Raw genomic sequence first — 22,507 nt, 5'->3', positions numbered from 1 at the left:
GAACGCGTTCACATTCACAAGCATTATTGCGCACGGGCTTTCGGGCCCGCACAGCGGGGGTCCCCTAGCCAAGTCATTCAACAAATTGTTGAATATGGCTCATGAAGATTCGAATCTCCTGGCCCGCGGGCCTGCTCACCGCAACCCTCGACGAGACCCCGACCAGCAAGGCACTGGCCGCGGCCCTTCCGATCTCCGCTTCCGCGAACACCTGGGGCGAAGAGGTCTACTTCGACACCGGCGTCTCCGCGGCCCTGGAAGACGACGCCCAGCAGGTCGTCGAGCCCGGCACCGTCGCGTTCTGGACCGAGGGCGACGCGCTCGCGCTGCCCTACGGCCCCACGCCCATCTCGCGCGGAGGCGAGAGCCGCCTGGCGAGCCCGTGCAACGTGCTCGGCTCCTTCGACGGCGACCCCCGCCTGCTGGCCACCGTCCGTGACGGCGACCCCATCCGCGTGGAACTGGTCTGACGACCCGAACCCGCTCTACGGCTCCGTAGCCGCCTACGGCTCCCTAGCCGCTCTACAGCTCCACAACTGCTCTACAGCCGCGCACGCACCCGCTCTACAGCTCCTTGAAGAACGCCTCCGCCGTGTGCAGGAAGAGGTCGTTCGCCTCGGGCTCGCCGATCGTGACCCGCAGGCCCTCGCCCGCGAAGGGCCGGACCACCACACCGGCCTTCTCGCAGGCCGCCGCGAAGTCGGCGGTCCGCTCCCCCAGCCGCATCCACACGAAGTTCGCCTGGGTGTCCGGCACGGTCCAGCCCTGCGCCAGCAGCGTCTCGTGGACCCGCGTCCGCTCGCCCACCAGCGCCCCGACGCGCCCCATCAGCTCGTCCTCGGCGCGCAGCGAGGCCACCGCCGCGTCCTGCGCGAGCTGGCTGACGCCGAAGGGCACCGCGGTCTTGCGCAGCGCCGCGGCGACCGGCTCGTGCGCGATCGCGAAGCCGACGCGCAGACCGGCGAGCCCGTACGCCTTGGAGAACGTGCGCAGCACGGCCACGTTCGGGCGGTCGCGATACAGCTCGACGCCGTCCGGCACGTCCGTGTCGCGCACGAACTCCTTGTACGCCTCGTCCAGCACCACCAGGACGTCCGACGGCACCCGGTCCAGGAACCGCTCCAGCTCGCCGCGGCGCACCGCGGTGCCGGTCGGGTTGTTCGGGTTGCAGACGAAGATCAGCCGGGTCCGCTCGGTGATCGCCTCGGCCATCGCGTCCAGGTCGTGCACGTCGCCGTCGGTCAGCGGTACCTGGACGGAGGTCGCACCCGAGATCTGCGTGATGATCGGGTACGCCTCGAAGGAACGCCAGGCGTACATGACCTCGTCGCCCGGACCGGCCGTCGACTGGATCAGGGACTGGGCCACGCCCACCGAGCCGGTGCCGGTGGCCACGTGCTCGACCGGCACGCCGAACCGCTCCGCGATCTCGTTCACCAGACCGGTGCACGCCATGTCGGGGTAGCGGTTGAAGCTGCCGGCGGCCGCGACCGCGCTCTCCAGCACCCCGTGCAGCGGCGGGTACGGGTTCTCGTTCGAGGACAGCTTGTACGCGACGGCACCGCCCGCGGCAGCCGGCTTGCCGGGCTTGTATGTCGGAATGCCGTCCAGCTCGGCGCGCAGCTTCGGGCTCTTCTCGCTCACCGCAGGTCCTCCTCGACCATCCCGTACGACGTCGCCGTCGACTCAATACTCCTCACCTTATGAGGATTCCGCTCTTCCGAGAATGGGGGCGCCTGGAATGCGGGGGAGCGCGCGCATATATGCGCGCGCCGGTGGCCTGCGCCGTGGCGCGCATCCCTCGTGCAGGTGAGTTGAGACCGGCCCGAGACCGTACCGGTTTGGCATGCCCGGACCCGCCGACAAGCGGCACCCTCGCCGCAGACGCCCAAATACCTTCGTTTCCAAGGTCATTGGGGGTGGCGAAACATGCAGAAACGTGCCTGTCAACGGGTGCATATGCACCCAGGCCGCCCCCGCCCCGGAGCCCTACTATCGGCTCGCCATGACAGCAGCAGGGAAGCATCAGGTGAGCCGGACCGAGACCACCCGGCGGGCCGCCGGCCGACAGGGCCGGGCAGGCATCAGGGACGTGGCCGCCGCGGCGGGCGTCTCCATCACGACGGTCTCCGACGCGCTCAATGGCAAGGGACGTCTCCCCGACGCCACCCGCCGCCACGTTCGCGAAGTCGCCGATCGTCTCGGCTACCGCCCGTCGGCCGCCGCCCGCACCCTCCGTACCGGCAAGTCGGGCCTCATCGGCCTGACCGTGACGACGTACGGGGATGAACCTTTCACCTTCACCGAATTCGCCTACTTCGCCGAGATGGCCAGGGCCGCCACCTCCGCCGCGCTCGCCCGCGGCTACGCCCTCGTCATCCTCCCCGCCACCTCCCGGCACGACGTGTGGTCGAACGTCGCCCTCGACGGCACCGTCGTCATCGACCCCTCCGACCACGATCCCGTCGTCACCGAACTGGTCCGCCAGGGCCTGCCCGTGGTCTCCGACGGCCGCCCCGCGGGCTCCCTCCCCGTCACCGCCTGGGTCGACAACGACCACGAGGCCGCCGTCCTCGGCCTGCTCGACCACCTCGCCGCCGCCGGCGCCCGCCGGATCGGGCTGCTGACCGGCACCACCACCGACACCTACACCCGGCTCTCCACCACCGCCTACCTCAACTGGTGCGAGCGCGTCGGCCAGGACCCCGTCTACGAGTCCTACCCCGCCCACGACCCCTGCGCGGGCGCCGTCGCCGCCGACCGGCTCCTCGCCCGCCCCGACCGGCCCGACGCCGTCTACGGACTCTTCGACCCCAACGGCACCGACCTGCTCGCCGCCGCCCGGCGCTACGGCCTGCGCGTCCCCGAGGACCTGCTGCTCGTCTGCTGCAGCGAGTCCACGGTCTACGCCAACACCGAACCGCCGATCACGACCCTCTCCCTCAAACCCAGGCGCATCGGCACCGCGGTGGTGCAGCTCCTCATCGACGCCATCGAGGGAGTGGACACCGGACGACCCGTGGAACAGGTCGTCCCGACCGAGCTCATCATCCGCACCTCGTCACAGCGCAGGCAGCCCCGTACGACCGTCAGCCCGCCCCGATCCCCGGCACAGGACTGACAGCCGAGGAGATCAAGAACGCCCATTTCGGGAGAAAGCATCAGGAACGACTGGTTCCGCGCAGGATTCACCACCCCTGGTGCGTCACACAGCGCGAGCCGCATTCCTATGATGGGCGCACGACATCACGGACCCTCCTCCCCGGAGGTCAGGAGGGTCCGCAGGTGTACGGCAGCGCGACGGTGGTGGAGGGGTCGATGACTCAGGGGGCCGGTCAGGGACCCGTGATGCGGACGGAGACGCTGCGGGACTTCCGGGTGCCGGTCGACGAACCGGTCACCGCTCCCGCCCCGTACGCCGTGCCCACCGGGATTCCCGGCGAGGCCCCCGTCTACGGCGAGTACCCCGCGTACTACGCCGACGGCGCCGGCGAGCCCCACGCGGAACCGGTCGCGGAACACTTCGCCGAGCCCGCCGCGGCCCCCCTCTCGCGACCCGTCTCCATGGTCAAGGCCCCCGAGGAGCCCGCGGACGCGGACCCCGAGGGCTACACCCCCACCTACCGCGATCTGCCGGTCATCGGCCGCGGCGCCCTCGGCGGCCCCGGCGACACCGTCCAGGTCCAGTACGTCCCCCAGGACGACCCCACCGGTCCCGGCCCGCTCTACGTCGTCGGCGACGTCCACGGCTACCTCGACGAACTCGTCACCGAGCTCCAGGTCCAGGGCCTGATCGACGCGAACGGCAGCTGGTCCGCCGGCAACGCCCGACTCTGGTTCCTCGGCGACTTCACCGACCGCGGACCCGACGGCATCGGCGTCATCGACCTCGTCATGCGGCTCTCCGCCGAGGCCGCCGCCTCCGGCGGCTACTGCAAGGCCCTCATGGGCAACCACGAACTGCTGCTCATCGGCGCCAAGCGGTTCGGCGACACCCCCATCCAGTCCGGCGCGGGCACCGCGACCTTCCAGGCCGCCTGGCTCCTCAACGGCGGCCAGCGCACCGACATGGAACGCCTCCAGGACGTGCACCTGCAGTGGATGTCCCGCCTCGACGCGGCGGTGCTGGTGGAGGACCACCTGCTGCTGCACTCCGACACCACCGCGTACCTCGACTACGGCGACAACATCGAGGACGTCAACGACACCATCCACGAGCTCCTCAACCGCGGCGACGCCGACATCACCTGGGACCTCTTCCGCAAGTTCACCAAGCGGTTCGCCTTCCGCGACGAGGAGACCGGCCCCCAGGCCGTCCGCGAACTGCTCGGAACGTACGGCGGCAGCCGCGTCGTCCACGGGCACAGCCCCATCCCCTACCTGCTCGGCGAGGTGGGCACCGAGGACGGCGACGAGAACCGCGGCCCGGAGGCCGTCCACGGCCCGCACGTGTACGCGGACGGCCTCGCCATCGCCATGGACGGCGGGGTCACGATGGCGGGCAAACTGCTCGTCCGGCAACTCCCGCTGAACGACTGAGGGTTCCCCACACGGGGTATTTCCGGAAAGCCCCTGTCAGCCTGTGGCACGGGCGCTCTACCATCGCTCTATCCGTAGCAGGCTCTCCTCCGTTTGTGCCGGCGCCCGGGTCTACGCGGGTATCGGCGTCCACGGAGCATCGGGGGATGCACATGACCAGCGCTCCACACCTGCTGACCGAAGACCGGCCGGAGTTCGATCGGCTCCTCGACGAGGCGCTGCGCACCGCGCACGAACGGCCCGAGCTCGCCACGCTCGGCGAACGCCTGAACGCCGAACAGTTGCGCACCATGGCCTTCGCGGCCCGCGCACTGCTCACCGCGGCGGCCGCCGCCGAGTACGACCACTACGTGAAGATCCGCGGGGAATCGCGCGACGAACTGCTGTCCGCACCCGGAACGACGGGCGAGGAGGGCACCGAGCAGGACACCGGCGGTGGCGCGGGCATCAGCGCCGTGGTCGCGGTCCTCGCACCGGTCCTGGCGGGAACCGCCATGCTGATCTTCCTGCTCGTGGGCTACGCCCTGAAGATGATCGAGCCCGAACCCGCCTTCGCCGAGACGATGCTGACGGCCGGTTGGCTCTTCGGGGCGCTCACCGTGGCCGCGCTGCTCTTCGCCGTGATCGGACTGCTGGTGACGGCCGTCCGCAACGGGTCGACGGAGGTGGCGGCGGACGAGGCGGAGGCGATACCCGACGAGGTCGCGCGGGCCCGGGAGGCCTGGCGCAACGCCCTGCTGGAGCGGGGGATCATGCCGTTCCTGCGGGACGCGCTGGCCGATCCGAGCTCGGGCCCGGGCCTTCCCGGTCCCCGCAGGCGCGGCGGCCGGATGCCCGAACTGGGCTACACGGCACCTGATTTCACCAGTCCGGGGACCCCCAATGAGGGTCCCCGGCCCGGTTACACGTCGCCGGACTTCACGAGCCCGGACTTCGGCGGCCCGGAGCGCGAGCCGGAGTAGGTCCTCCGGCCGCGCGCTCCGGGCCGCGTGGTTCAGTACTTCTTCACAGGGTCACTGCGTTCCTGCGTCACCTTGTCGGCTCCCGCCGCGTCAGGGGCGCGTGATCCCCTTCGGGACGTCCAGCTGCGAGGCCGACTGCCGCGGCTGCTGCGGCTTGGCCCCGGAACGGGTCAGCGGGACCACTCCGCTCGGGCCGGGGATCCTCTGGACCCACGGACCGGCACCGTTGTCCTGCGGGGTCTCCGGGTCGTCCGTGCAGTCGAGCTCGAAGTTGCGGGTGCCCGGCGTCATGCTGACGTTGGTGACGAAGCAGAGCGTCTCCCACAGCTCGTTGGACTCGGTGAGCACCTGGATCGAGACGTTGTTCGCCTGGTGCGCGATGGAGATCGCGCACGCGTCGGACGGGTAGTCCGTGTGCGGCGGGTCGATGGTGAGGTTGTGCCAGCTGAACTCGGTCGTGTTGTTGCCGTTGAACGAGCCCTGGGTGTCGCGGATGCCGACGAAGGCGGTGCGGTCCGCCGTCAGGGCGGCCTTCACCTCCCAGGCGTTGTTGTCCGCGACGGCGTCGACGTCGATGCACCGCGACGGGCCGGTGGGGCCGGTCGGACCCGTGCCGCCCGTCGGGCCGGTCGGACCCGTCGCACCCGTCGCACCCGGACCGCCCGATGCGCCCGTCGGGCCGGTCGGGCCTGTCGGACCGGTCGGGCCCGTTTCGCCCGTCGCGCCGGTCGCGCCGGTTTCACCGGTCGGACCGGTCGGGCCGGTGGGGCCGGTGGGGCCAGTGGGACCGGTGGGGCCCCGCTTGCCCTTGTCGCACTTGTCGTCGCCGCCACCCCGCATGCCGTCCTCGGAGACTCCGGCCCGCGGCTTGTGGTTCGGCTTGTGGGACTCGCAGCGGTCCTTGTCCCCACCCGTGGGACTCACCACCGACCCGGCGGGCTGGATGGTCTGGGCCGCGCCGAGCGCGGGGCTGGAGATTCCCACCAGTACCAGGGCAAGCGATGCGAGGGTGCCGCCGGCCCGCCAGCCGCTCCGCCTGGGCAGCGGGCCTAGGTTTGACCTGGTCTTGCGCTCGGGACTCATGTACGCCGCTCCTTCTCGAAACCGGATCGAACGATGTGCGTCGGGGCCATCGGGCCGCCTCAGTCATCGTGGGGATCTCGGTATCGGACGCCGGGACGCCTCGCATATAAGTCCACTTATTGGACGAATAACGCACCCCCAATGGCCGGTTGTCCGGCGGCGGCTCGGATCGGCGACCCAGACCCGGAAACGCCGACGGCCCGGAGCGCCGGCCGGACTGGATCGTCCGACGGTGCTCCGGGCCGCAGTGGTGCCGCGTGTTCGTTACTTCATGGTCTTCGGACGGTGGTTCACCGCGTCGGGAGCCAGCAGGCTGTGGGCGGCACGACGGGTGGGGTTGTACGGAACCGGCGGGTCCGCCGGAGTCCATACGCCGTCGCACGTGAGCGTGGTCGGGTTGCCGTTGACCACGTCGCAGAAGGTCTCGTAGACGACGCCGCCGTCGGTCACCACCTCGACGACGATGCCGTTGGCCTGCTGCGCGATGGAAACGCCGCAGGCGTCCGCCGGGTAGCTCTCACCCGTGCTGAGGTTGTACCAGATCCATGTGAACGGCGGCTGCCCCGACGTCTGGCGTACACCGACGTAGGTGTTCCCGTCGCCCGGAAGCACGGCCTTGAACTCGCGGCTGCTCTGGTCCGTGATGGCGTCGACGTCGATGCACTTCGCCGGACCGGTCGCACCCGTCGCACCCTGCGGGCCGGTCGGACCCGTGGCACCCGTGGCACCGGTCTCACCCTGCGGACCGGTCGGACCCGTCGGGCCGACCGAGCCCGTTCCGCCCGTACCGGGAGGACCCGTCACACCGGTAGCACCCGTCGCGCCGGTGTCACCCTGCGGACCGGTCGCACCCGTCGCACCGGCCGGACCCGTCGGACCCGTCGGACCCACCGAACCCGTACCGCCGGTTCCGGGCGGACCCGTCACACCCGTCGCACCGGTCGCACCCGCCGGACCAGTTGCACCCGTGGCACCCGTTGCACCCGCCGGGCCCGTCGGGCCGGTCGTACCGGTCCCGCCACCGGCAGGACCCGTCGGACCCGTGGGGCCGGTGGGACCGGTCGGGCCCGTCGCACCGGCAGGGCACTTGTCGTGCTTGTCCTTGCCGTCCTCCCCGCCCCAGACCTCGTTGTCCCCGCCACCCAGGAACTTGTCCAGCAGTTGGGCGTGCAGTGGCTTGTCGTGCGGGGGCCGGCCGTCCTCCGACTTGCAGTCGTCGCCCCCACCCGCCTGGGTCGCCGCGCCGACGGGGCCGGACGCCTGGACGGTCTGGCCCGCGGCGAGCGCGGGGCCGGCGACTCCCATCAAGACCAGGGCAAGCGATGCGAGGGTTCCGCCGGTCACCAGGCCGCTCCGCCTGGGCAAGGGACCGAGGGTTGACCTGGTCTTGTTCTCGGGACTCATATACGCCGCTCCTTCTGAACCGGATCGAACGATGCGTGGTACGGCCGCTCGGGCCACCTCGGACATCGTGGTGATCCCGGTCGCGGGGTGACGGGGCGCCTCGCAGAGACGTCAACGGATCGGCCCAGTGGTTCACCCCCATTGGAGGAGCGTGCGTTTGACAGAACGTCAGCGGCCCGGAGGGCCTACCGGACCATGTCCGGCGGCACTCCGGGCCGCTTGGGTTCACTGTCTGATCACCGTGCTGCTTCCACCGGGGTCACCCGGCCGGGCGTCAGCCGCGGTGCTTGTTGCCCTTGTCGGTCCTGTGATTGGCGACCGGCTTCTTGGCAGCCTGCTTCTTGACGGCGGGCTTCTTGGCGGGAGGGTTCTTGGCGGCGGACTGGTTCCGCAGCGGCGGGCTGTCCACCAGCGGGTTCACAGGAGTCCAGGCGGCGTTGCACGTGAGGCTCGGCGGGTTGCCGGAGTTCTCGGTGCAGGAGGTCTCCCAGACCCGCCCGTCGGGGGCCACCGTTTCGACGTTGGTGATTCCGCTGTGGTCGCTGACCGAGACACCGCAGGAGTTGCCCGGGAAGTTGGTGTTGTCGGTCAGGTTGTTCCACTCGAAGTTGCCGACGTTCGGGGTGAGGCTCCGGATTCCGACCCACACCTGACCGTTGGTCGAGACCCCCTTGACCTCCTCGGACGCGCTGGGCTTGTAGGAGGCGACGCCACCGTTGCACGGGCCGGTGACGCCCGTGGCTCCGGTCGCACCCCTGGCGCCCGTCGGGCCCGTCGGGCCCGTCGGGCCGGTGAGGCCTGTCGCACCCGTGGCACCCGTCGCACCGGTGGCACCGGCCGGACCCGTCGGGCCGGTGAGGCCCGTCGCACCCGTCACACCGGTCGCACCGGTCGCACCCGTACCCGTCGGACCCGTCGGACCCGTCGGGCCGGTGTCACCCGTGGCACCCGTCACACCGGTCGCACCGGTGGCGCCCGTACCCGTCGGACCCGTCGGACCCGTCGGGCCGGTGTCACCCGTGGCACCCGTCACACCGGTCGCGCCGGTGGCGCCGGTCTCACCCGTGGCACCCGTGGCGCCGGTGGCACCCGTCTCACCAGTCGCTCCGGTGGCGCCCGTCTCGCCAGTCGCACCGGTCGCACCCGTCGGACCGACGGAGCCTTCGCCGCCCGGACCGGTCGCACCGGTGGCGCCCGTCTCACCGGTCGCACCCGTGGCACCCGTCGCGCCGGCCTCACCCGTCGCACCCGTAGCACCGGAAGGACCCGTCGGACCGGTCGGTCCGGTGTCACCGGTCGCGCCGGTCTCACCCGTGGCGCCCGTCGGACCCACCGAACCCGTACCGCCCGAACCGGGCGGGCCCGTCACACCCGTGGCACCCGTGGCGCCGGCCTCACCCGTGGCACCCGTCGCACCGGCCCCACCTGTCGCACCAGTCGCACCCGCAGGGCCCGTCGGACCCGTCGGGCCCACCGAACCCGTGCCACCCGTACCGGCCGGACCGGTCGCACCCGTCGCACCGGCAGGACCCGTCGCGCCGGTCGCACCGGCCCCACCCGTCGCGCCCGTCGCACCGGGCTGACCCGCCGGACCCGTCGGACCCGTCGACCCCGTCCCGCCGCTGCCGGCAGGACCGGTGGCGCCCGTGTCGCCCTTCGGGCCGGTCGGGCCGGTCGGGCCGGTCGGGCCGGTCGGACCCGTTCCACCCGCGGGCGGGCACTTGTCGTGTCCGTCGCCGTGCGGCTCGCGCCCGTCCTCCTCGCCCCAGGTCTCGTCGTCGCCGCCGCCCAGGTACTCGTCCAGCAGCTGGGCGTGCAGCGGCTTCTCGTGCGGGGGCCGGCCGTGCTCCGGCTTGTCGTGCGGCTTGCAGTCGTCACCCCCGCCGGCCGCCGGGGCGACGGCGGTCACGCTCGTACCGGCCGGCCCGACCAGCGCGACGACGGGGCTCGCCATGCTCACGAGCACGAGGGAGAGCGATGCCAGGGCACCTCCCGCCATCCAGGCCCGACTGCGGGGGACGGGACCAAGCGGCGACCTGGTCCGGTGCTCACGACTCATGTGCAGCGCTCCTTCGGAACGGAATGCGGGCCGGAACGGGTGACGCCCCGACCGCGAGTTCGATCTTCCTTGGGAACCTACGGGCGCAAATCGGGGCATCTTGAGCATTTTGCGACGAACGTCAACACATCGGCCTATCAGACCTGCACGAACGGATGCGGACCCGACCACCCCGTGGTAGAGCCATCGGGTCACGCCACCGGCGAGCCGCCACCCCCTCGGCGGCCGGAATCCCTAACGTCGCCCGCGTCCCAGCCGACGAGAGGGTGTTTCCGGTGAAGCCGACCATCTGTCTGAACATGATCGTCAAGAACGAGGCGCCGACGATCCGGAAGTGCCTGGAGTCGGTACGCCCGCTGATCGACACCTGGGTGATCGTGGACACCGGCTCCACGGACGGCACCCAGGACGTCATCCGGGACTGCTTCCGCGACCTGCCCGGCGCTCTCCACGAACGCCCGTGGAAGGGTTTCGACGGAAGCCGCACCGAGGCGATCGAGCTCGCCCGCTCCAGCGCCGACTACCTGCTGTTCATCGACGGCGACGACGTGATGCAGATCGAGCCCGGCTTCCGCATGCCGGAGCTGACGCTCGACGCGTACCAGGTCGCGCTGCACGACGGCCCGATCATCCACTGGCGGCCGGCCCTGGTCTCCAACCGGCTGCCCTGGCGGTACGTGGGCGTACTCCACGAGTACATCGAATGCGGCACCGACTACAGCCGCGACGTGATCGAGGGCTTCAACATCCTCTCCGTCGGCGGCGGGGCACGTCTCCGCGAAGGCGGCCAGCGGGCGAAGTACCTGCGCGACGCCGAAGTCCTCACCGAAGGACTCGCGAAGGAGCCCGGCAACACCCGGTACGCCTTCTACCTCGCCCAGAGCTGGCGCGACGCGGGAGAACCGGAGAAGTCCCTGGCCGCCTACGACCACCGCGTCGCCATGGGTGGCTGGGTCGAGGAGACCTACTGCGCCCGGCTCTACGCGGCACGGCTCGCGGCCGGCCTCAAGCGGCCGGCGGCCGAGGTGGTCGACCGGTTCCTGCGCGCGTACGAGAGCCGCCCCAACCGCGCCGAGGCCCTCGGCGAGCTCGCCCGCCTCTGCCGCCTCGAAAGCCGCTGGCCCCTCGCCTACACCTTCGCCCGGCAGGCGGTGCGGATCCCGGCCCCGGACGACATCCTGTTCGTCGAGTTCGCCTGGCACGAATGGCGCGCGCTCGACGAACTCGCGGTGGCCTCCTACTGGGTGGGCGAGTACCAGGAATCGCTGGAGTGCTGCCAACGCCTCCTGGAGGAGGGCAAACTCCCCCTGGAGGAGCACGACCGGATCCTCGCGAACCTCGAATTCGCCCGGCGCAAGCTCGGCCTGGCCGCCCAGGTCCCCGCCTGACGGCCACCCCCTCCCGAAAGCGGAAAAGGCCCGCGACTCCCCCCTCGGTGTCGCGGGCCGTTCCGTGTCGCCGCAGCGGAGGTCAGTCCGCCAGCGGCAGGTACACGCGGTTGCCCGAGGCCGCGAACTCGGCGGACTTCTCCGCCATGCCCGCCTCGATCTCGTCCGCCTTCAGGTCACCGCCGTGCTCACGGCGGATGTCCTGCGAGATCTTCATCGAGCAGAACTTCGGACCGCACATCGAGCAGAAGTGCGCGGTCTTGGCCGGCTCGGCGGGAAGGGTCTCGTCGTGGAACTCGCGGGCCGTGTCCGGGTCGAGGGCCAGGTTGAACTGGTCCTCCCAGCGGAACTCGAACCGCGCGTCCGACAGGGCGTCGTCCCAGTCCTGGGCGCCCGGGTGACCCTTGGCCAGGTCGGCGGCGTGGGCCGCGATCTTGTACGTGATGACACCGGTCTTCACGTCGTCGCGGTTGGGCAGACCCAGGTGCTCCTTGGGCGTCACGTAGCAGAGCATCGCGGTGCCCCACCAGGCGATCATCGCGGCGCCGATGCCCGAGGTGATGTGGTCGTACGCGGGCGCGACGTCCGTGGTCAGCGGGCCGAGCGTGTAGAACGGCGCCTCCTCGCAGATCTCCTGCTGGAGGTCGATGTTCTCCTTGATCTTGTGCATCGGGACGTGCCCGGGGCCCTCGATCATGGTCTGGACGTTGTGCCGCTTGGCGATCGTGTTCAGCTCGCCGAGCGTCTTCAGCTCCGCGAACTGCGCCGCGTCGTTGGCGTCCGCGATCGAACCGGGGCGCAGACCGTCACCGAGCGAGTAGGTGACGTCGTACGTCGCGAGGATCTCGCAGAGCTCCTCGAAGTTCGTGTAGAGGAAGTTCTCCTTGTGGTGCGCCAGGCACCAGGCCGCCATGATCGAGCCACCCCGGGAGACGATGCCGGTCTTGCGGCGGGCGGTCAGCGGGACGTACGGGAGCAGCACGCCGGCGTGGACCGTCATGTAGTCGACGCCCTGCTCGGCCTGCTCGATGACCGTGTCCTTGTAGATCTCCCAGGTCAGGTCTTCGGCACGGCCGTCGACCTTCTCGAGCGCCTGGTAGAGCGGCACGGTGCCGATCGGCACGGGGGAGTTGCGCAGGACCCACTCGCGGGTGGTGTGGATGTTGCGGCCCGTGGAGAGGTCCATGACCGTGTCCGCGCCCCAGCGGGTCGCCCAGGTCATCTTCTCCACCTCCTCCTCGATGGAGGAGGTGACGGCGGAGTTGCCGATGTTGGCGTTGACCTTCACCAGGAACCGCTTACCGATGATCATCGGCTCGATCTCCGGGTGGTTCACGTTGGCCGGAAGCACCGCGCGACCTGCGGCGATCTCCTCGCGCACGACCTCGGGGGAGACGTTCTCGCGGATCGCGACGTACTCCATCTCCGGGGTGATCTCGCCCCGGCGGGCGTACGCGAGCTGCGTGACGGCGGCGCCGCCGCGACCCCGACGGGGCTGGCGGGGGCGGCCCGGGAAGACCGCGTCGAGGTTCTTGAGCCCGCCGCGCGGCGAGGTGTGCTTGATGCCGTCGTCCTCGGGGCGCACGGGACGGCCCGCGTACTCCTCGGTGTCGCCGCGGCCGATGATCCAGTTCTCGCGCAGCGGGGGCAGGCCCCTGCGGACGTCGGTCTCGATCTGGGGGTCGGTGTACGGACCGGACGTGTCGTAGAGCGTCACGTCCTTGCCGTTGGTGAGGTGGACCTGGCGGACCGGCACCCGGATGTCCGGGCGGGAGCCCGCCAGGTATCCCTTGTGCCAGCCCGGCTGGCGCTCGGTCTGGCCGTCGTCGCCCTGGCTGACGGCAGGCGTGCGTGCGTCGTCCTGAATGGTCATGAGACCTGATCTCCCTACGCCGGCATTACCCGGTAACAGGTTCGGCGGTCGACGCAGCCTCTTCCCGTACGCATCCGTGATGTGCGTACGGTGATCAGCGCCCTCTCAGCCCGGTGCTCCGAGCTCCCGCGTTGTGCAAAGTAGCCCCCACGCTAGCGTCATCAATGGCGTGCTGAACAGTGGGCCCCCTCATCTCTTGCGATGATCTGCCGGTGACGTCTTCGCTGCACCCCCCCACGAAGCCCACCGAGCCCCATGACCACACCGGCCACGAGCACTCAGGTCCAGGGCACGACTCCGGTCATGCGCCCGGCCAGGGTCACGGTCCCGGCCACGACCACGGAGGTCACGGACACGGCGGCCACGGACACGGGCACGGCCACGGTCCGGCGGCGCCCGGCTCGAAGCACCTGCGCAAGGTCATCGCGGCCGTACTGATCCCCTTCACCGCCGCCGTGTTCGTCGGCATGGCGGTGCTCTGGCCGGGCGGAGCGCCCGCCCACGAGCGCACGGGCGTCGGTTTCGACCGTCAGACCCAGCAGGCCACGGTCGTCTCGCTGGAGCGTGTCGACTGCAAATCCGTGAACGCCTCGCAGGTGCCTCCGACGGGCGACACGTCCACCCCGGAGGGGCGCGAGGCGCAGGCCGCGCAGACGGGGGAGTGCAAGAAGGCCACCGTCGAGGTCGGTACGGGCCCGGAGAAGGGGCGGACCTTCGTCGAGGTCGTCCAGCCGGGTGCGCCCCGGCAGTTGGAGAAGGGCCAGGAGGTGGTCGTGGCCTACGCGCCGGACGCCCCGCACGACCTCCAGTACTCGGTGATCGACGTGAACCGCAAGCTCCCGCTGGCGCTGCTGGCGGGCATCTTCGCCCTCGCGGTGGTGGTCGTCGGGCGGATGCGCGGGGTGTTCGCCCTGATCGCGCTGGTCGTCAGCTTCGGCGTGCTGACCCTCTTCATCCTCCCGGCCATCCTCCAGGGTTCGAACCCGCTGCTCGTAGCCGTCATCGGGGCGAGCGCCATCATGCTGATCGCCCTGTACATGTGCCACGGACTGACGGCCCGCACCTCCGTCGCCGTCCTCGGCACGCTGGTCTCGCTGCTGCTGATCGGGCTGCTGGGCTCGGTGTTCATCGACTGGGCCTTCCTCAGCGGCAACACCGATGACAACACCGGTCTGATCCACGGGCTCTACCCGCACATCGACATGAGCGGCCTGCTGCTCGCAGGTGTGATCATCGGATCCCTGGGCGTGCTCGACGACGTGACGGTCACCCAGACCTCGGCCGTCTGGGAACTCCACCAAGCCGACCCGTCGATGGGCCCGCGCGGGCTCTACCGGGCGGCGATCCGGATCGGCCGCGACCACATCGCGTCGGTGGTCAACACGCTCGTACTGGCCTACGCGGGCGCCGCCCTGCCGCTGCTGCTGCTGTTCTCGATCGCGAACAGCAGCATGGGTTCCGTGGCCAACAGCGAGCTGGTCGCGGAAGAGATCGTACGGACCCTCGTGGGTTCGATCGGGCTCGTGGCCTCGGTCCCGGTGACCACGGCACTGGCCGCGCTGGTCGTATCGGCCGACCGACCGGGATCCCCGGCCGCCTCGCCGGCCTCGGGACCGGTCCGCGGCGGCCGGGGCCGGCGGCGCAAGCGCTGAACGGCGGTTCCCGAGGAACGGGAAAGGGGCGTCGGCGGACGCCGGCATTCCGCTGCGTTTCAGCTGTGGCCGGTGTTTCACATGGTGCAGGTGTGGCCCGTATTGCTTTTGGTGCCTTTACCTGTGGCGCCTTTGCCCGTGGCGCCTTTGCCCGCACGGCCACGCGAGAGGCGTCAGCCCGCGTTCTGCTCGTTCTGCTGCGCCTCGGCGAGGATCTTGCCGAGCGCCTCGTCGAGGTTCTCCTCGAAATCACCCAGGTTCCGCTCCTGCCCGAGCGGAACGAGCCGGTCGGTCCGGTCGAGGAACGCGACGAGCGGAGCCGCGCCGGCGCGGAAGAGCGCCCGGTCGCCGCCCACCTGGAGCCGGATGTGGACATCGGACAGTTCCTCGGGATCGGTGGGGGCGATGTGCACATCACCGTCACCGCACGGCTTGTTGATGCCGTCGAGGAGGAGCTCCCGGCCGAACGCCCAGGTCACGGGCGCGTCTCCGGGAAGGTGGAAGGTCAGGCGGACTGCGTAGGGGTCACGAGCGTCGTACCGGAGTTCCACCGGGATCCGGAACGAGAGCTCCTCGGAAACGAGGAAGCTCATCATGACCTCTGCCTGTACCGACTCGCGCATTGCCTACCCCGCTGTAGTGGAAGTGGCCAGGAATGATCCCCCAGGGCCCTCTTGACAAGGGTGGTGGAAGCGCTAGCAGATCACAAGGAGTGAGTTTTCAGATACTGATAGAGAACGAGAGGGTGCTCAACAGCGCGCCTACTTCACTCCGTAGCCGATCGACCACATACGGCAATCGGTCTTGCTGGTGCAGAGGAAGAGAAATCGCCATGGTTGCGGCGGTATCGCCCGCCGTGATGGGGATCGCCGCGCAGACTGTGCCGAGGGCATATTCCTGGCGTTCGGTTACTGGCTGCATTCGGCCGAGGGCGCCGATCCTGTTCTCCAGGGAACGCAAATCCCTCACGGTGTGAGCGGTGATGGCCTCGACCGGGTGGCGGTCGTAGTGGTCCCGGCGGGCCTCTTCGTCGAGCTGACCGAGCAGGCACTGCCCGATGGCGTGCGCGTGGCCGGTCGCCCGGAAGTCGGCCCACTCCTCGCAGGCCGGGTTGGCCGGGGTGTCCGAGACGCCCACGACCTCGATCTCGCCCTCGCGGTAGACCGCGAAATAGACGGGGGCCCCGACCGCGTCGCGGAAGTGCGCAAGGGATTCGAGGATCATGCTGCGACGTTTCTGCTGAAGTCCGCCACCGGCGAGCCGCCCGGCGGCGTCGCCCAGCACGAACACTCCGTTCTCTCTGCGCAGATAGCCCTCGTGCGTGAGGGTCCGCAGCAGGTGGTACGCGGTGGGGAGGGGGAGCCCGGCCTCGCGGGCCAGCTGTTTCGCCGGGGCTCCCTCGCCATGGGATCCCACTGCTTCGAGCAGCCTCAACGCCCTCTGCACCGAACCGATCAGAGTCGGCACACCGGCATTGTGAACCGAAGACAAAGCTCACCCCCAGGCGTGGCGGCGGGCCTTCGGGGCGGCCCGCCCTGCGGGGGCCGCCCCCGCACATGCCATCGCTCCTGGAGTCGTACTCAGCGGCTGGTTGACAGAACCGCAGGTCAGAGCGGAATCGCCGGCATTCGCTGCCCAGGGAACGGCATAGAATGCCACTCTATCCGCCGATTCCTGGCCTGTGAGCGGTTTACGGCCTCGTGTTCCCTCACCTGGCGCAATGACGGAATCATCCCGTCTGCGCGGTCCGCGACGTCTACCAGTCGCCGGACGAGGACTTCGAACCGCCGCGCCCGACCTTCTTCACGATGAAGACCAGACCGCCGACGAGGGCCACGAAGAGCAGCACCTTGAAGACGAACCCGACCAGGAAGCTGAGGAAGCTGGTGATCACGCCGCCGAAGACGAACAGCACCAGCAGCGGAACAGCGACCCACTTGACCCACCAGGGCATACCCGCGAACGTCTCCCGGATCCCGTTCATGTCTCCTCGACCTCTTCCTCGTTCTCGTCCTCGTCCGTGACTTCCTGCTCTCGATGCTAGGAGTCGGCGGACGCCTCCGGGGGCCCGCGAGCCCCCGGAGTCCCCTGATCCGCCCCCTAGGGGCCGGCCGCCGGATCGGGGCCGCGACCCTGATACGACGAGCCCCTCAGCCCTCCGGCGGGGAGAACACCACCATCACCCTCAAGTCCTCGCTGATGTGGTGGAACTTGTGCGGGACCCCCGCCGGGACGTAGACCACGCTGCCGCGCGCGACGCTCGTCGTCTCCTCCCCGACCGTGATCGAGGCCCGACCGCTCACCACGAAGTACACCTCGTCCTGACGGTGCGGCTGCTGCGGATCGCTCTGCCCCGCATCGAGCGCATAGAGGCCGACCGACATGTTCCGCTCACGCAGGAACTGCAGATAGGCGCCGTCGTTGGCGGCCCGCTCCGCCTCGAGCTCGTCCAACCGGAACGCTTTCATCGTCCTTGTCCCCTTGTGCTCGGTCGTTCCCGGGTCTCCGCTGATCTGCGGATGTTCCCCCAGGATCTTCTCTGCCACGATCAGACACATGACAAATTTCGTAGTCAAGACGATCGCCAACGCGGCCGCCCTGGCCGTCGCCATCTGGCTGCTCGCCGGCATCACCCTCGACGACGGCAGCAGCCTGGGCCACCGGACGCTGAGCCTGATCCTGGTCGCGCTGGTCTTCGGCCTGGTCAATGTCATCGTCAAGCCGGTGGTGAAGCTGCTCTCGCTGCCGCTGTTCGTGCTCACCCTGGGCCTGTTCACCCTCGTCGTGAACGCCCTGATGCTGATGCTGACTTCGTGGCTGGCCAAGCAGCTCGAGCTCAGCTTCCACGTCGACGGCTTCTGGACCGCCCTCGTCGGCGGCCTGATCATCTCCATCGTCAGCTGGGCCGTGAACATGGTCCTGCCCGACAAGAACTGAACAGGCCCTCCATGTACCGCGTGTGCTTCGTCTGCACGGGCAACATCTGCCGCTCTCCCATGGCCGAGTCCGTCTTCCGCTCCCACGTCGCCGACGCCGGGCTCGACGCCCTGGTCGAGGTGGACAGCGCCGGGACCGGCGGCTGGCACGAGGGCGACCCCGCCGACCCGCGCACCGTCTCCGTCCTGGAGGCCGCCGGGTACGAGCAGCACCACCGGGCCCGGCAGTTCCGGTCCTCCTGGTTCGCCGGCCTGGACCTCGTCATCGCCCTCGACGCCGGACACCTGAGGGACCTCCGGGCGCTCGCGCCCACCCCGCGGGACGCCGCCAAGGTCAGGCTGCTGAGGTCCTTCGACCCGGCGGCACCGGCCGGCGACAACGACGTACCCGACCCCTACTACGGGCCGCTCGACGGATTCGAGGAATGCCTGGAGCTGGTCGAGGCGGCGAGCCCCGGCCTGCTGGAGGCCGTACGCGAGGCCCTGGCCCCGAAGGAGCAGACCGCATGAACGAGCACCCCGAATCCGACTCCGGCGTCGGCCCCGGCTCCCGCTTCGATTCCGGCGATCATCCGGGCGACGGCGGCGCGGCGGCCCGGCTCGGCGACGGCACCCTCGCCGTCCGCGCCGGACTGCCGGCTCCCGTCAAGAACGAACCGACCCTGCCCGGGCCGGCCTTCGCCGCCCACTTCCACCTGCCCGGCGACGTCGAGGGCCCGTACACCTACGGCCGCGACACCAACCCCACCTGGACCCTGCTGGAACGGGCCATCGGGGAACTCGAAGCCCCCGGCGAGGACGTCCACACCATCGTCTTCGCCTCCGGGATGGCCGCGGTCTCCGCCGTGCTCCTCTCCCAGGCCCGCGGCGGCGACACCGTCGTCCTGCCCGACGACGGCTACCAGGCACTGCCGCTGCTGCGCGAGCAGTTGGAGGCGTACGGGATCCAGGTGCGCACCGCCCCGACCGCCGACGAGGCCCAGCTCACCGTCCTCGACGGGGCCCGACTGCTGTGGATCGAGACCCCCTCCAACCCCGGGCTCGACGTCTGCGACGTCCGCCGCCTCGTGGAGGCCGCGCACGCCGGCGGGACCCTGGTCGCCGTCGACAACACCCTGGCCACACCGCTCGGACAGCGGCCCCTGGACCTCGGGGCGGACTTCTCGGTCGCCAGCGGCACCAAGGGCCTCACCGGCCACGGCGACCTGCTCCTCGGCTACGTGGTCTGCCGGGACGCCGAACTCGCCGCCACCGTCCGCCGCTGGCGCAAGATCGTCGGCGCGATCCCGGGCCCGATGGAGGCCTGGCTCGCCCACCGCTCGCTGGCCACCATCCAGTTGCGCGCACAGCGCCAGTGGGCCAACGCGCTGGCCGTCGCCGAGGCTCTGACCGGCCGCGCCGAGGTGACCGGGGTGCGCTACCCGGGACTTCCCACGGACCCCTCGCACAAGACGGCCGCCCGCCAGATGCGCGCCTTCGGCTCGGTCGTCTCCTTCACACTGCCCGACCGCGCGCACGCGGAACGCTTCATGAACGCTCTGCACCTGGTCGAGGACGCCACGAGTTTCGGCTCCGTACGGTCCACCGCGGAACGACGCGGACGATGGGGCGGGGACGCCGTGCCGGAGGGCTTCATCCGCTTCTCCGCCGGGGCAGAGGACACCGAGGACCTGGTCGCGGACGTCCTGCGAGCACTCGATTCGGCCACCGGCGGCAGCTGAACGGGCCCTGGAAGCGGTCCGAGCCTCCCCCCTCATGGCTCGGACCGCCCGGGTTCGTCGCGGGAGAAACACCGCCGAGAACCACGTGACAAGGCTAATTGACTCTGCGTCAGAGTCCAATCACGGTAGCGACAGGGTGCTATCCGCATATTTATAGTTGAAGGCCCCCACCGAGAGGTCGAGGTGCCGCGATGGACCTGGCTCTGCTGCGCACCTTCGTCGCCGTCCACCGCGCCGGCTCCTTCACCCGCGCCGCCGCCCTCCTCGGCCTGTCCCAGCCGGCCGTCACCTCGCAGATCCGCACCCTCGAACGCCAGCTGGGGCGCCCCCTCTTCCTCCGCCGCGCCCGCGGCGTCACCCCCACCGCCGTCGGCGACGAACTCGCCCACAAGGCCGCCCCGCACCTCGACGCCCTGCTGCGGATCACCGAGACCGAGCGGGAGGTCGCCGGCGCGTTGCGCACCCTCCACGTCGCGGGACCCCCGGAGTTCCTGGGCCTGCGGGTACTGCCCGCCCTCGCACCGCTGGTCGGGCGGGGCCACACCCTGCGCGCCACCCTCCAGCCCGGGGCGGAGGAGGCCCTCGACGGGCTCGCCGCCGGCCACCACGACCTCGTCGTCACCACCGCCCGCCCGCGCGGCGGGCTCTTCACCGCCACCGCCCTGTGCGACGAGGAGCACGTCCTGGTCGCCGCGCCCTACTGGGCCGCCCTCGTCGACCGGGACCGGCTGCGCGAGGAGGGACCCGCCGCACTCGACGGCATCCCGCTCGTCGAGGTCCACGAGAGCCTGCCCCTCGTCGCCCGCTACTGGGCCACCGTCTTCGAGGCACCGCCCGACTCCGCCGCCACCGTGGTCGCACCCGATCTTCGCGCCGTACTGGAATGCGTGCGATCCGGCGCCGGGCTCGCCGTGATCCCCCGCTACCTGTGCCAGGACGCCCTCGACAGCGGCCGGATCGTGGCCCTGGCGGAGCCCCCCGTACCGCCGCTGCGCACCTGGTTCCTGGTCACACGCGCCGGCAGCCTCGCGCTCGCCCACCTCGCTCGGGCCCACGAACTGCTGCTGCACGCCGCCGCACGCTGGTGAGCTCCCGTTCGAGACCCTTGGCGCGTTTCAGAAGCGGAGCGGTGGGCCACTCTTCTCCCATGACCGAACGTCCCGTGGTCAAACGCACCGCCCGAGCGATCCTGCTCGACGGTGACGACCTGATCCTCATCAAGCGCACCAAGCCCGGCGTCGATCCCTACTGGCTCACCCCCGGCGGCGGAGTGGAGCCCTCCGACGCCACCGTCGTCGACGCCCTCCACCGAGAGGTACACGAGGAACTCGGCGCGAAGATCACCGATGTGGTGCCCTGCTTCGTCGACACCGTCGAGCACATCGCCGACGGTGGAGTGACCGGCGTGAAGGTGCAGCACTTCTTCGTCTGCCACCTCGAATCCATGGACCCCAGCCAACGGCACGGCCCCGAGGTCGACGAGCCTGACGGCGAGTACGAGATCGTCCGCGTGCCCTTCAGCCGGGTCGGCATCGCCGCCGTCCACCTCGTACCGCTGTCCCTGCGGCACTACCTCGACGGCAACATCGAGGGGGTCCGCGCCATGCACTCCCCCGACCTCGGCTGAGCGGTGACCTGAGACCGAGAGCGACCCCCGGGACCGGCGGGACATCCCCGCCGGTCTCAGACCGCGACGCCCGCCAGTTCCTCCACCGCGTCGTGCCGGATCCGCTCGTCGGGGATCCCGATCCGCTTGAGCTCGTCCACCCCGTTGCGGATCATCGCGGGCGGCCCCGAGATGAACGCGTCGTACGAACTCCACGGCCCGTGCTCACCCACCGCCTGCGGAAGCTGCCCGGCCAACGCGTCGCCGACCACCGGGCGCACCGACAGCCATGGATGCGTGCGCTGCAGCCCCAGCAGGGTGTCCTTGTCGTAGAGGTCGTGATCGCTGCGCGCCCCGTAGAACACCTCCACGGGCCGCCGCTCCCCGTGTTCGGCAACGTCCTCGATGAGTGCCCTGATCGGCGCGATGCCGGTACCGCCCCCCAGGCACAGCATCCCGTTGTCCGTGGTGTGGTCCACGATCATCGACCCGGCCGGTGGACCCAGCCGCAACACGTCTCCCGGGCGGGCGTGGCGCACCAACGCATTGGAGACCCACCCCGCCGGAACGGCCTTGACGTGGAAGGACAGCAGCCCGTCGGCGCGTGGCGCCGACGCGAAGGAGTAGTGCCGCCACACCCGCGGCCACCACGGGGTCTCCAGGCTCGTGTACTGACCGGCCAGGAAGGTGTACGGCTGATCGGGGCGGACCGTCAGTACCGCGATGTCCGGGGTGCGCAGATCGTGGGACACCACCTCCGCGTGCCACCACGCCGGTGCCTTCACCTCGTCCTCGGCCGCCGCGTCGATCATGATCTGGGAGATCGCGGTGTACGCGCGCACCCACGCGGCCTCGGTCTCCGGCCCCCAGGTCTCGTGCGCGTACCGGGCCAGCGCCCCGATCAGGGCCTCGCCCACCGCCGGGTAGTGCCCGGCCACGGTGCCGTACTTGCGGTGCCCCGTACCCAGTCGGCGCAGGTAGGGGGCGAGCACATCCGGATTGTCGATGTGCTCGGCGGTGGTGAGCAGCGCCTTCAGCAGGCGGTCCCGCTGCACGTCCATGGCCGCGGGGAACATGCCCCGGACCTCCGGGTGACCCGTGAACACCAATGCGTAGAAGTAGGAGGTCACCCTGTCGGCGACCGGTGCGATCTCCGCGAGGGTCCGGCGGATCAGCACGGCGTCGGGCGAGGCGTCGAGCCGCACCTCGCCCTCACCGGGTATCCGGGCCGTTCCCCGTCTGGCCGATCTGGTGTGCGGAGCGTCCATGCGGTGCCTCGCTTCG

21 protein-coding genes and 1 riboswitch are annotated in these 22,507 nt (G+C 70.5%); of the genes, 11 read left to right on the top strand and 10 right to left on the bottom strand.

From position 1 onward, the window contains the following. Positions 1–101 precede the first annotated feature (101 nt). A complete protein-coding gene (locus ACFYYJ_RS02430) occupies positions 102–470 on the top strand; it encodes a cyclophilin-like fold protein (protein ID WP_385124632.1) in 369 nt (122 codons plus the stop codon). Positions 471–564: 94 nt separating this feature from the next. Here the strand turns inward: ACFYYJ_RS02430 and hisC are convergent, their stop codons facing one another. Further along, on the bottom strand, positions 565–1,644 hold the full coding sequence (gene hisC / locus ACFYYJ_RS02425; protein ID WP_385365511.1) for a histidinol-phosphate transaminase: 1,080 nt from the start codon (positions 1,642–1,644) through the stop codon (positions 565–567). Between the two features lie 361 nt (positions 1,645–2,005). Between hisC and ACFYYJ_RS02420 the strand changes: the two genes are divergently transcribed. The 3 genes from ACFYYJ_RS02420 to ACFYYJ_RS02410 all read left to right on the top strand — a co-directional run bounded on the left by ACFYYJ_RS02420 (position 2,006) and on the right by ACFYYJ_RS02410 (position 5,501). Then, the gene (locus tag ACFYYJ_RS02420; protein ID WP_030028209.1) at positions 2,006–3,121 is read left to right on the top strand and encodes a LacI family DNA-binding transcriptional regulator; all 1,116 of its coding nucleotides are present in this window, start codon (positions 2,006–2,008) and stop codon (positions 3,119–3,121) included. 197 nt (positions 3,122–3,318) lie between these two features. Then, positions 3,319–4,539: a metallophosphoesterase gene (locus tag ACFYYJ_RS02415; RefSeq protein ID WP_385124636.1), complete on the top strand. Its 1,221-nt coding sequence runs from the start codon at positions 3,319–3,321 to the stop codon at positions 4,537–4,539. 146 nt (positions 4,540–4,685) lie between these two features. Next, the gene (locus ACFYYJ_RS02410) at positions 4,686–5,501 is read left to right on the top strand and encodes a hypothetical protein (protein ID WP_385124637.1); all 816 of its coding nucleotides are present in this window, start codon (positions 4,686–4,688) and stop codon (positions 5,499–5,501) included. Between the two features lie 90 nt (positions 5,502–5,591). Here ACFYYJ_RS02410 and ACFYYJ_RS02405 read toward each other — a convergent pair whose 3' ends face one another. The 3 genes from ACFYYJ_RS02405 to ACFYYJ_RS02395 form a co-directional block, all read right to left on the bottom strand. Next, the gene (locus tag ACFYYJ_RS02405) at positions 5,592–6,584 is read right to left on the bottom strand and encodes a hypothetical protein (protein ID WP_389127816.1); all 993 of its coding nucleotides are present in this window, start codon (positions 6,582–6,584) and stop codon (positions 5,592–5,594) included. Positions 6,585–6,848: 264 nt separating this feature from the next. Next, positions 6,849–7,889 carry a hypothetical protein gene (locus tag ACFYYJ_RS02400; RefSeq protein ID WP_389127814.1) on the bottom strand — a complete coding sequence of 347 codons (1,041 nt, stop codon included), beginning with the start codon at positions 7,887–7,889 and terminating at the stop codon, positions 6,849–6,851. A 373-nt stretch (positions 7,890–8,262) separates the two neighbouring features. Then, positions 8,263–9,948, bottom strand: a complete 1,686-nt coding sequence (locus ACFYYJ_RS02395) for a hypothetical protein (protein ID WP_389127812.1) — start codon at positions 9,946–9,948, stop codon at positions 8,263–8,265. A gap of 374 nt (positions 9,949–10,322) precedes the next feature. On the opposite strand from ACFYYJ_RS02395, the gene ACFYYJ_RS02390 reads away from it, so the two are divergent. Then, positions 10,323–11,435 (top strand): glycosyltransferase, encoded by a 1,113-nt coding sequence (locus ACFYYJ_RS02390; protein ID WP_389127810.1) that lies wholly within the window; start codon positions 10,323–10,325, stop codon positions 11,433–11,435. Positions 11,436–11,517: 82 nt separating this feature from the next. Here ACFYYJ_RS02390 and thiC read toward each other — a convergent pair whose 3' ends face one another. Further along, positions 11,518–13,308 (bottom strand): phosphomethylpyrimidine synthase ThiC, encoded by a 1,791-nt coding sequence (gene thiC, locus ACFYYJ_RS02385; RefSeq protein ID WP_385124644.1) that lies wholly within the window; start codon positions 13,306–13,308, stop codon positions 11,518–11,520. Further along, positions 13,303–13,448: riboswitch (TPP riboswitch) on the bottom strand. (Overlaps the previous gene by 6 nt.) Positions 13,449–13,487: 39 nt before the next feature. On the opposite strand from thiC, the gene ACFYYJ_RS02380 reads away from it, so the two are divergent. Continuing rightward, positions 13,488–14,960 (top strand): YibE/F family protein, encoded by a 1,473-nt coding sequence (locus ACFYYJ_RS02380; RefSeq protein ID WP_389127808.1) that lies wholly within the window; start codon positions 13,488–13,490, stop codon positions 14,958–14,960. A gap of 173 nt (positions 14,961–15,133) precedes the next feature. Here ACFYYJ_RS02380 and ACFYYJ_RS02375 read toward each other — a convergent pair whose 3' ends face one another. From ACFYYJ_RS02375 to ACFYYJ_RS02360, 4 genes are all read right to left on the bottom strand, one after another. After that, positions 15,134–15,583: an SsgA family sporulation/cell division regulator gene (locus ACFYYJ_RS02375; RefSeq protein WP_385124647.1), complete on the bottom strand. Its 450-nt coding sequence runs from the start codon at positions 15,581–15,583 to the stop codon at positions 15,134–15,136. 97 nt (positions 15,584–15,680) lie between these two features. Continuing rightward, positions 15,681–16,427, bottom strand: a complete 747-nt coding sequence (locus ACFYYJ_RS02370; protein WP_385124649.1) for an IclR family transcriptional regulator — start codon at positions 16,425–16,427, stop codon at positions 15,681–15,683. 289 nt (positions 16,428–16,716) lie between these two features. Then, the gene (locus ACFYYJ_RS02365; protein WP_389128059.1) at positions 16,717–16,935 is read right to left on the bottom strand and encodes a DUF5326 family protein; all 219 of its coding nucleotides are present in this window, start codon (positions 16,933–16,935) and stop codon (positions 16,717–16,719) included. 175 nt (positions 16,936–17,110) lie between these two features. Further along, complete coding sequence (locus ACFYYJ_RS02360) at positions 17,111–17,428, bottom strand: cupin domain-containing protein (protein ID WP_384580161.1); 318 nt, start codon at positions 17,426–17,428, stop codon at positions 17,111–17,113. Between the two features lie 88 nt (positions 17,429–17,516). Between ACFYYJ_RS02360 and ACFYYJ_RS02355 the strand changes: the two genes are divergently transcribed. The 5 genes from ACFYYJ_RS02355 (at position 17,517) to ACFYYJ_RS02335 (ending at position 21,244) form a co-directional block, all read left to right on the top strand. Then, the gene (locus ACFYYJ_RS02355) at positions 17,517–17,897 is read left to right on the top strand and encodes a phage holin family protein (RefSeq protein WP_384748206.1); all 381 of its coding nucleotides are present in this window, start codon (positions 17,517–17,519) and stop codon (positions 17,895–17,897) included. 11 nt (positions 17,898–17,908) lie between these two features. Next, entirely contained in the window at positions 17,909–18,406 is a 498-nt protein-coding gene (locus ACFYYJ_RS02350; protein ID WP_385124652.1) for a low molecular weight protein-tyrosine-phosphatase, read from the top strand. Next, entirely contained in the window at positions 18,403–19,617 is a 1,215-nt protein-coding gene (locus ACFYYJ_RS02345; RefSeq protein ID WP_389127804.1) for a cystathionine gamma-lyase, read from the top strand. Before ACFYYJ_RS02350 ends, ACFYYJ_RS02345 begins: the two co-directional genes overlap by 4 nt. Positions 19,618–19,808: 191 nt before the next feature. Then, complete coding sequence (locus ACFYYJ_RS02340; protein WP_385124654.1) at positions 19,809–20,705, top strand: LysR family transcriptional regulator; 897 nt, start codon at positions 19,809–19,811, stop codon at positions 20,703–20,705. Positions 20,706–20,764: 59 nt separating this feature from the next. After that, positions 20,765–21,244, top strand: coding sequence for an NUDIX domain-containing protein (locus tag ACFYYJ_RS02335; protein WP_385124655.1), 480 nt, complete (start codon positions 20,765–20,767; stop codon positions 21,242–21,244). Positions 21,245–21,300: 56 nt separating this feature from the next. Here ACFYYJ_RS02335 and ACFYYJ_RS02330 read toward each other — a convergent pair whose 3' ends face one another. Next, positions 21,301–22,491, bottom strand: a complete 1,191-nt coding sequence (locus ACFYYJ_RS02330; RefSeq protein WP_389127801.1) for a globin domain-containing protein — start codon at positions 22,489–22,491, stop codon at positions 21,301–21,303. Positions 22,492–22,507 lie beyond the last annotated feature (16 nt).

Origin of the sequence: Streptomyces sp. NPDC002467, assembly GCF_042889825.1 — a bacterium.
GTDB lineage: Bacteria > Actinomycetota > Actinomycetes > Streptomycetales > Streptomycetaceae > Streptomyces.
This window is presented reverse-complemented; position numbering and strand designations above follow the sequence as displayed.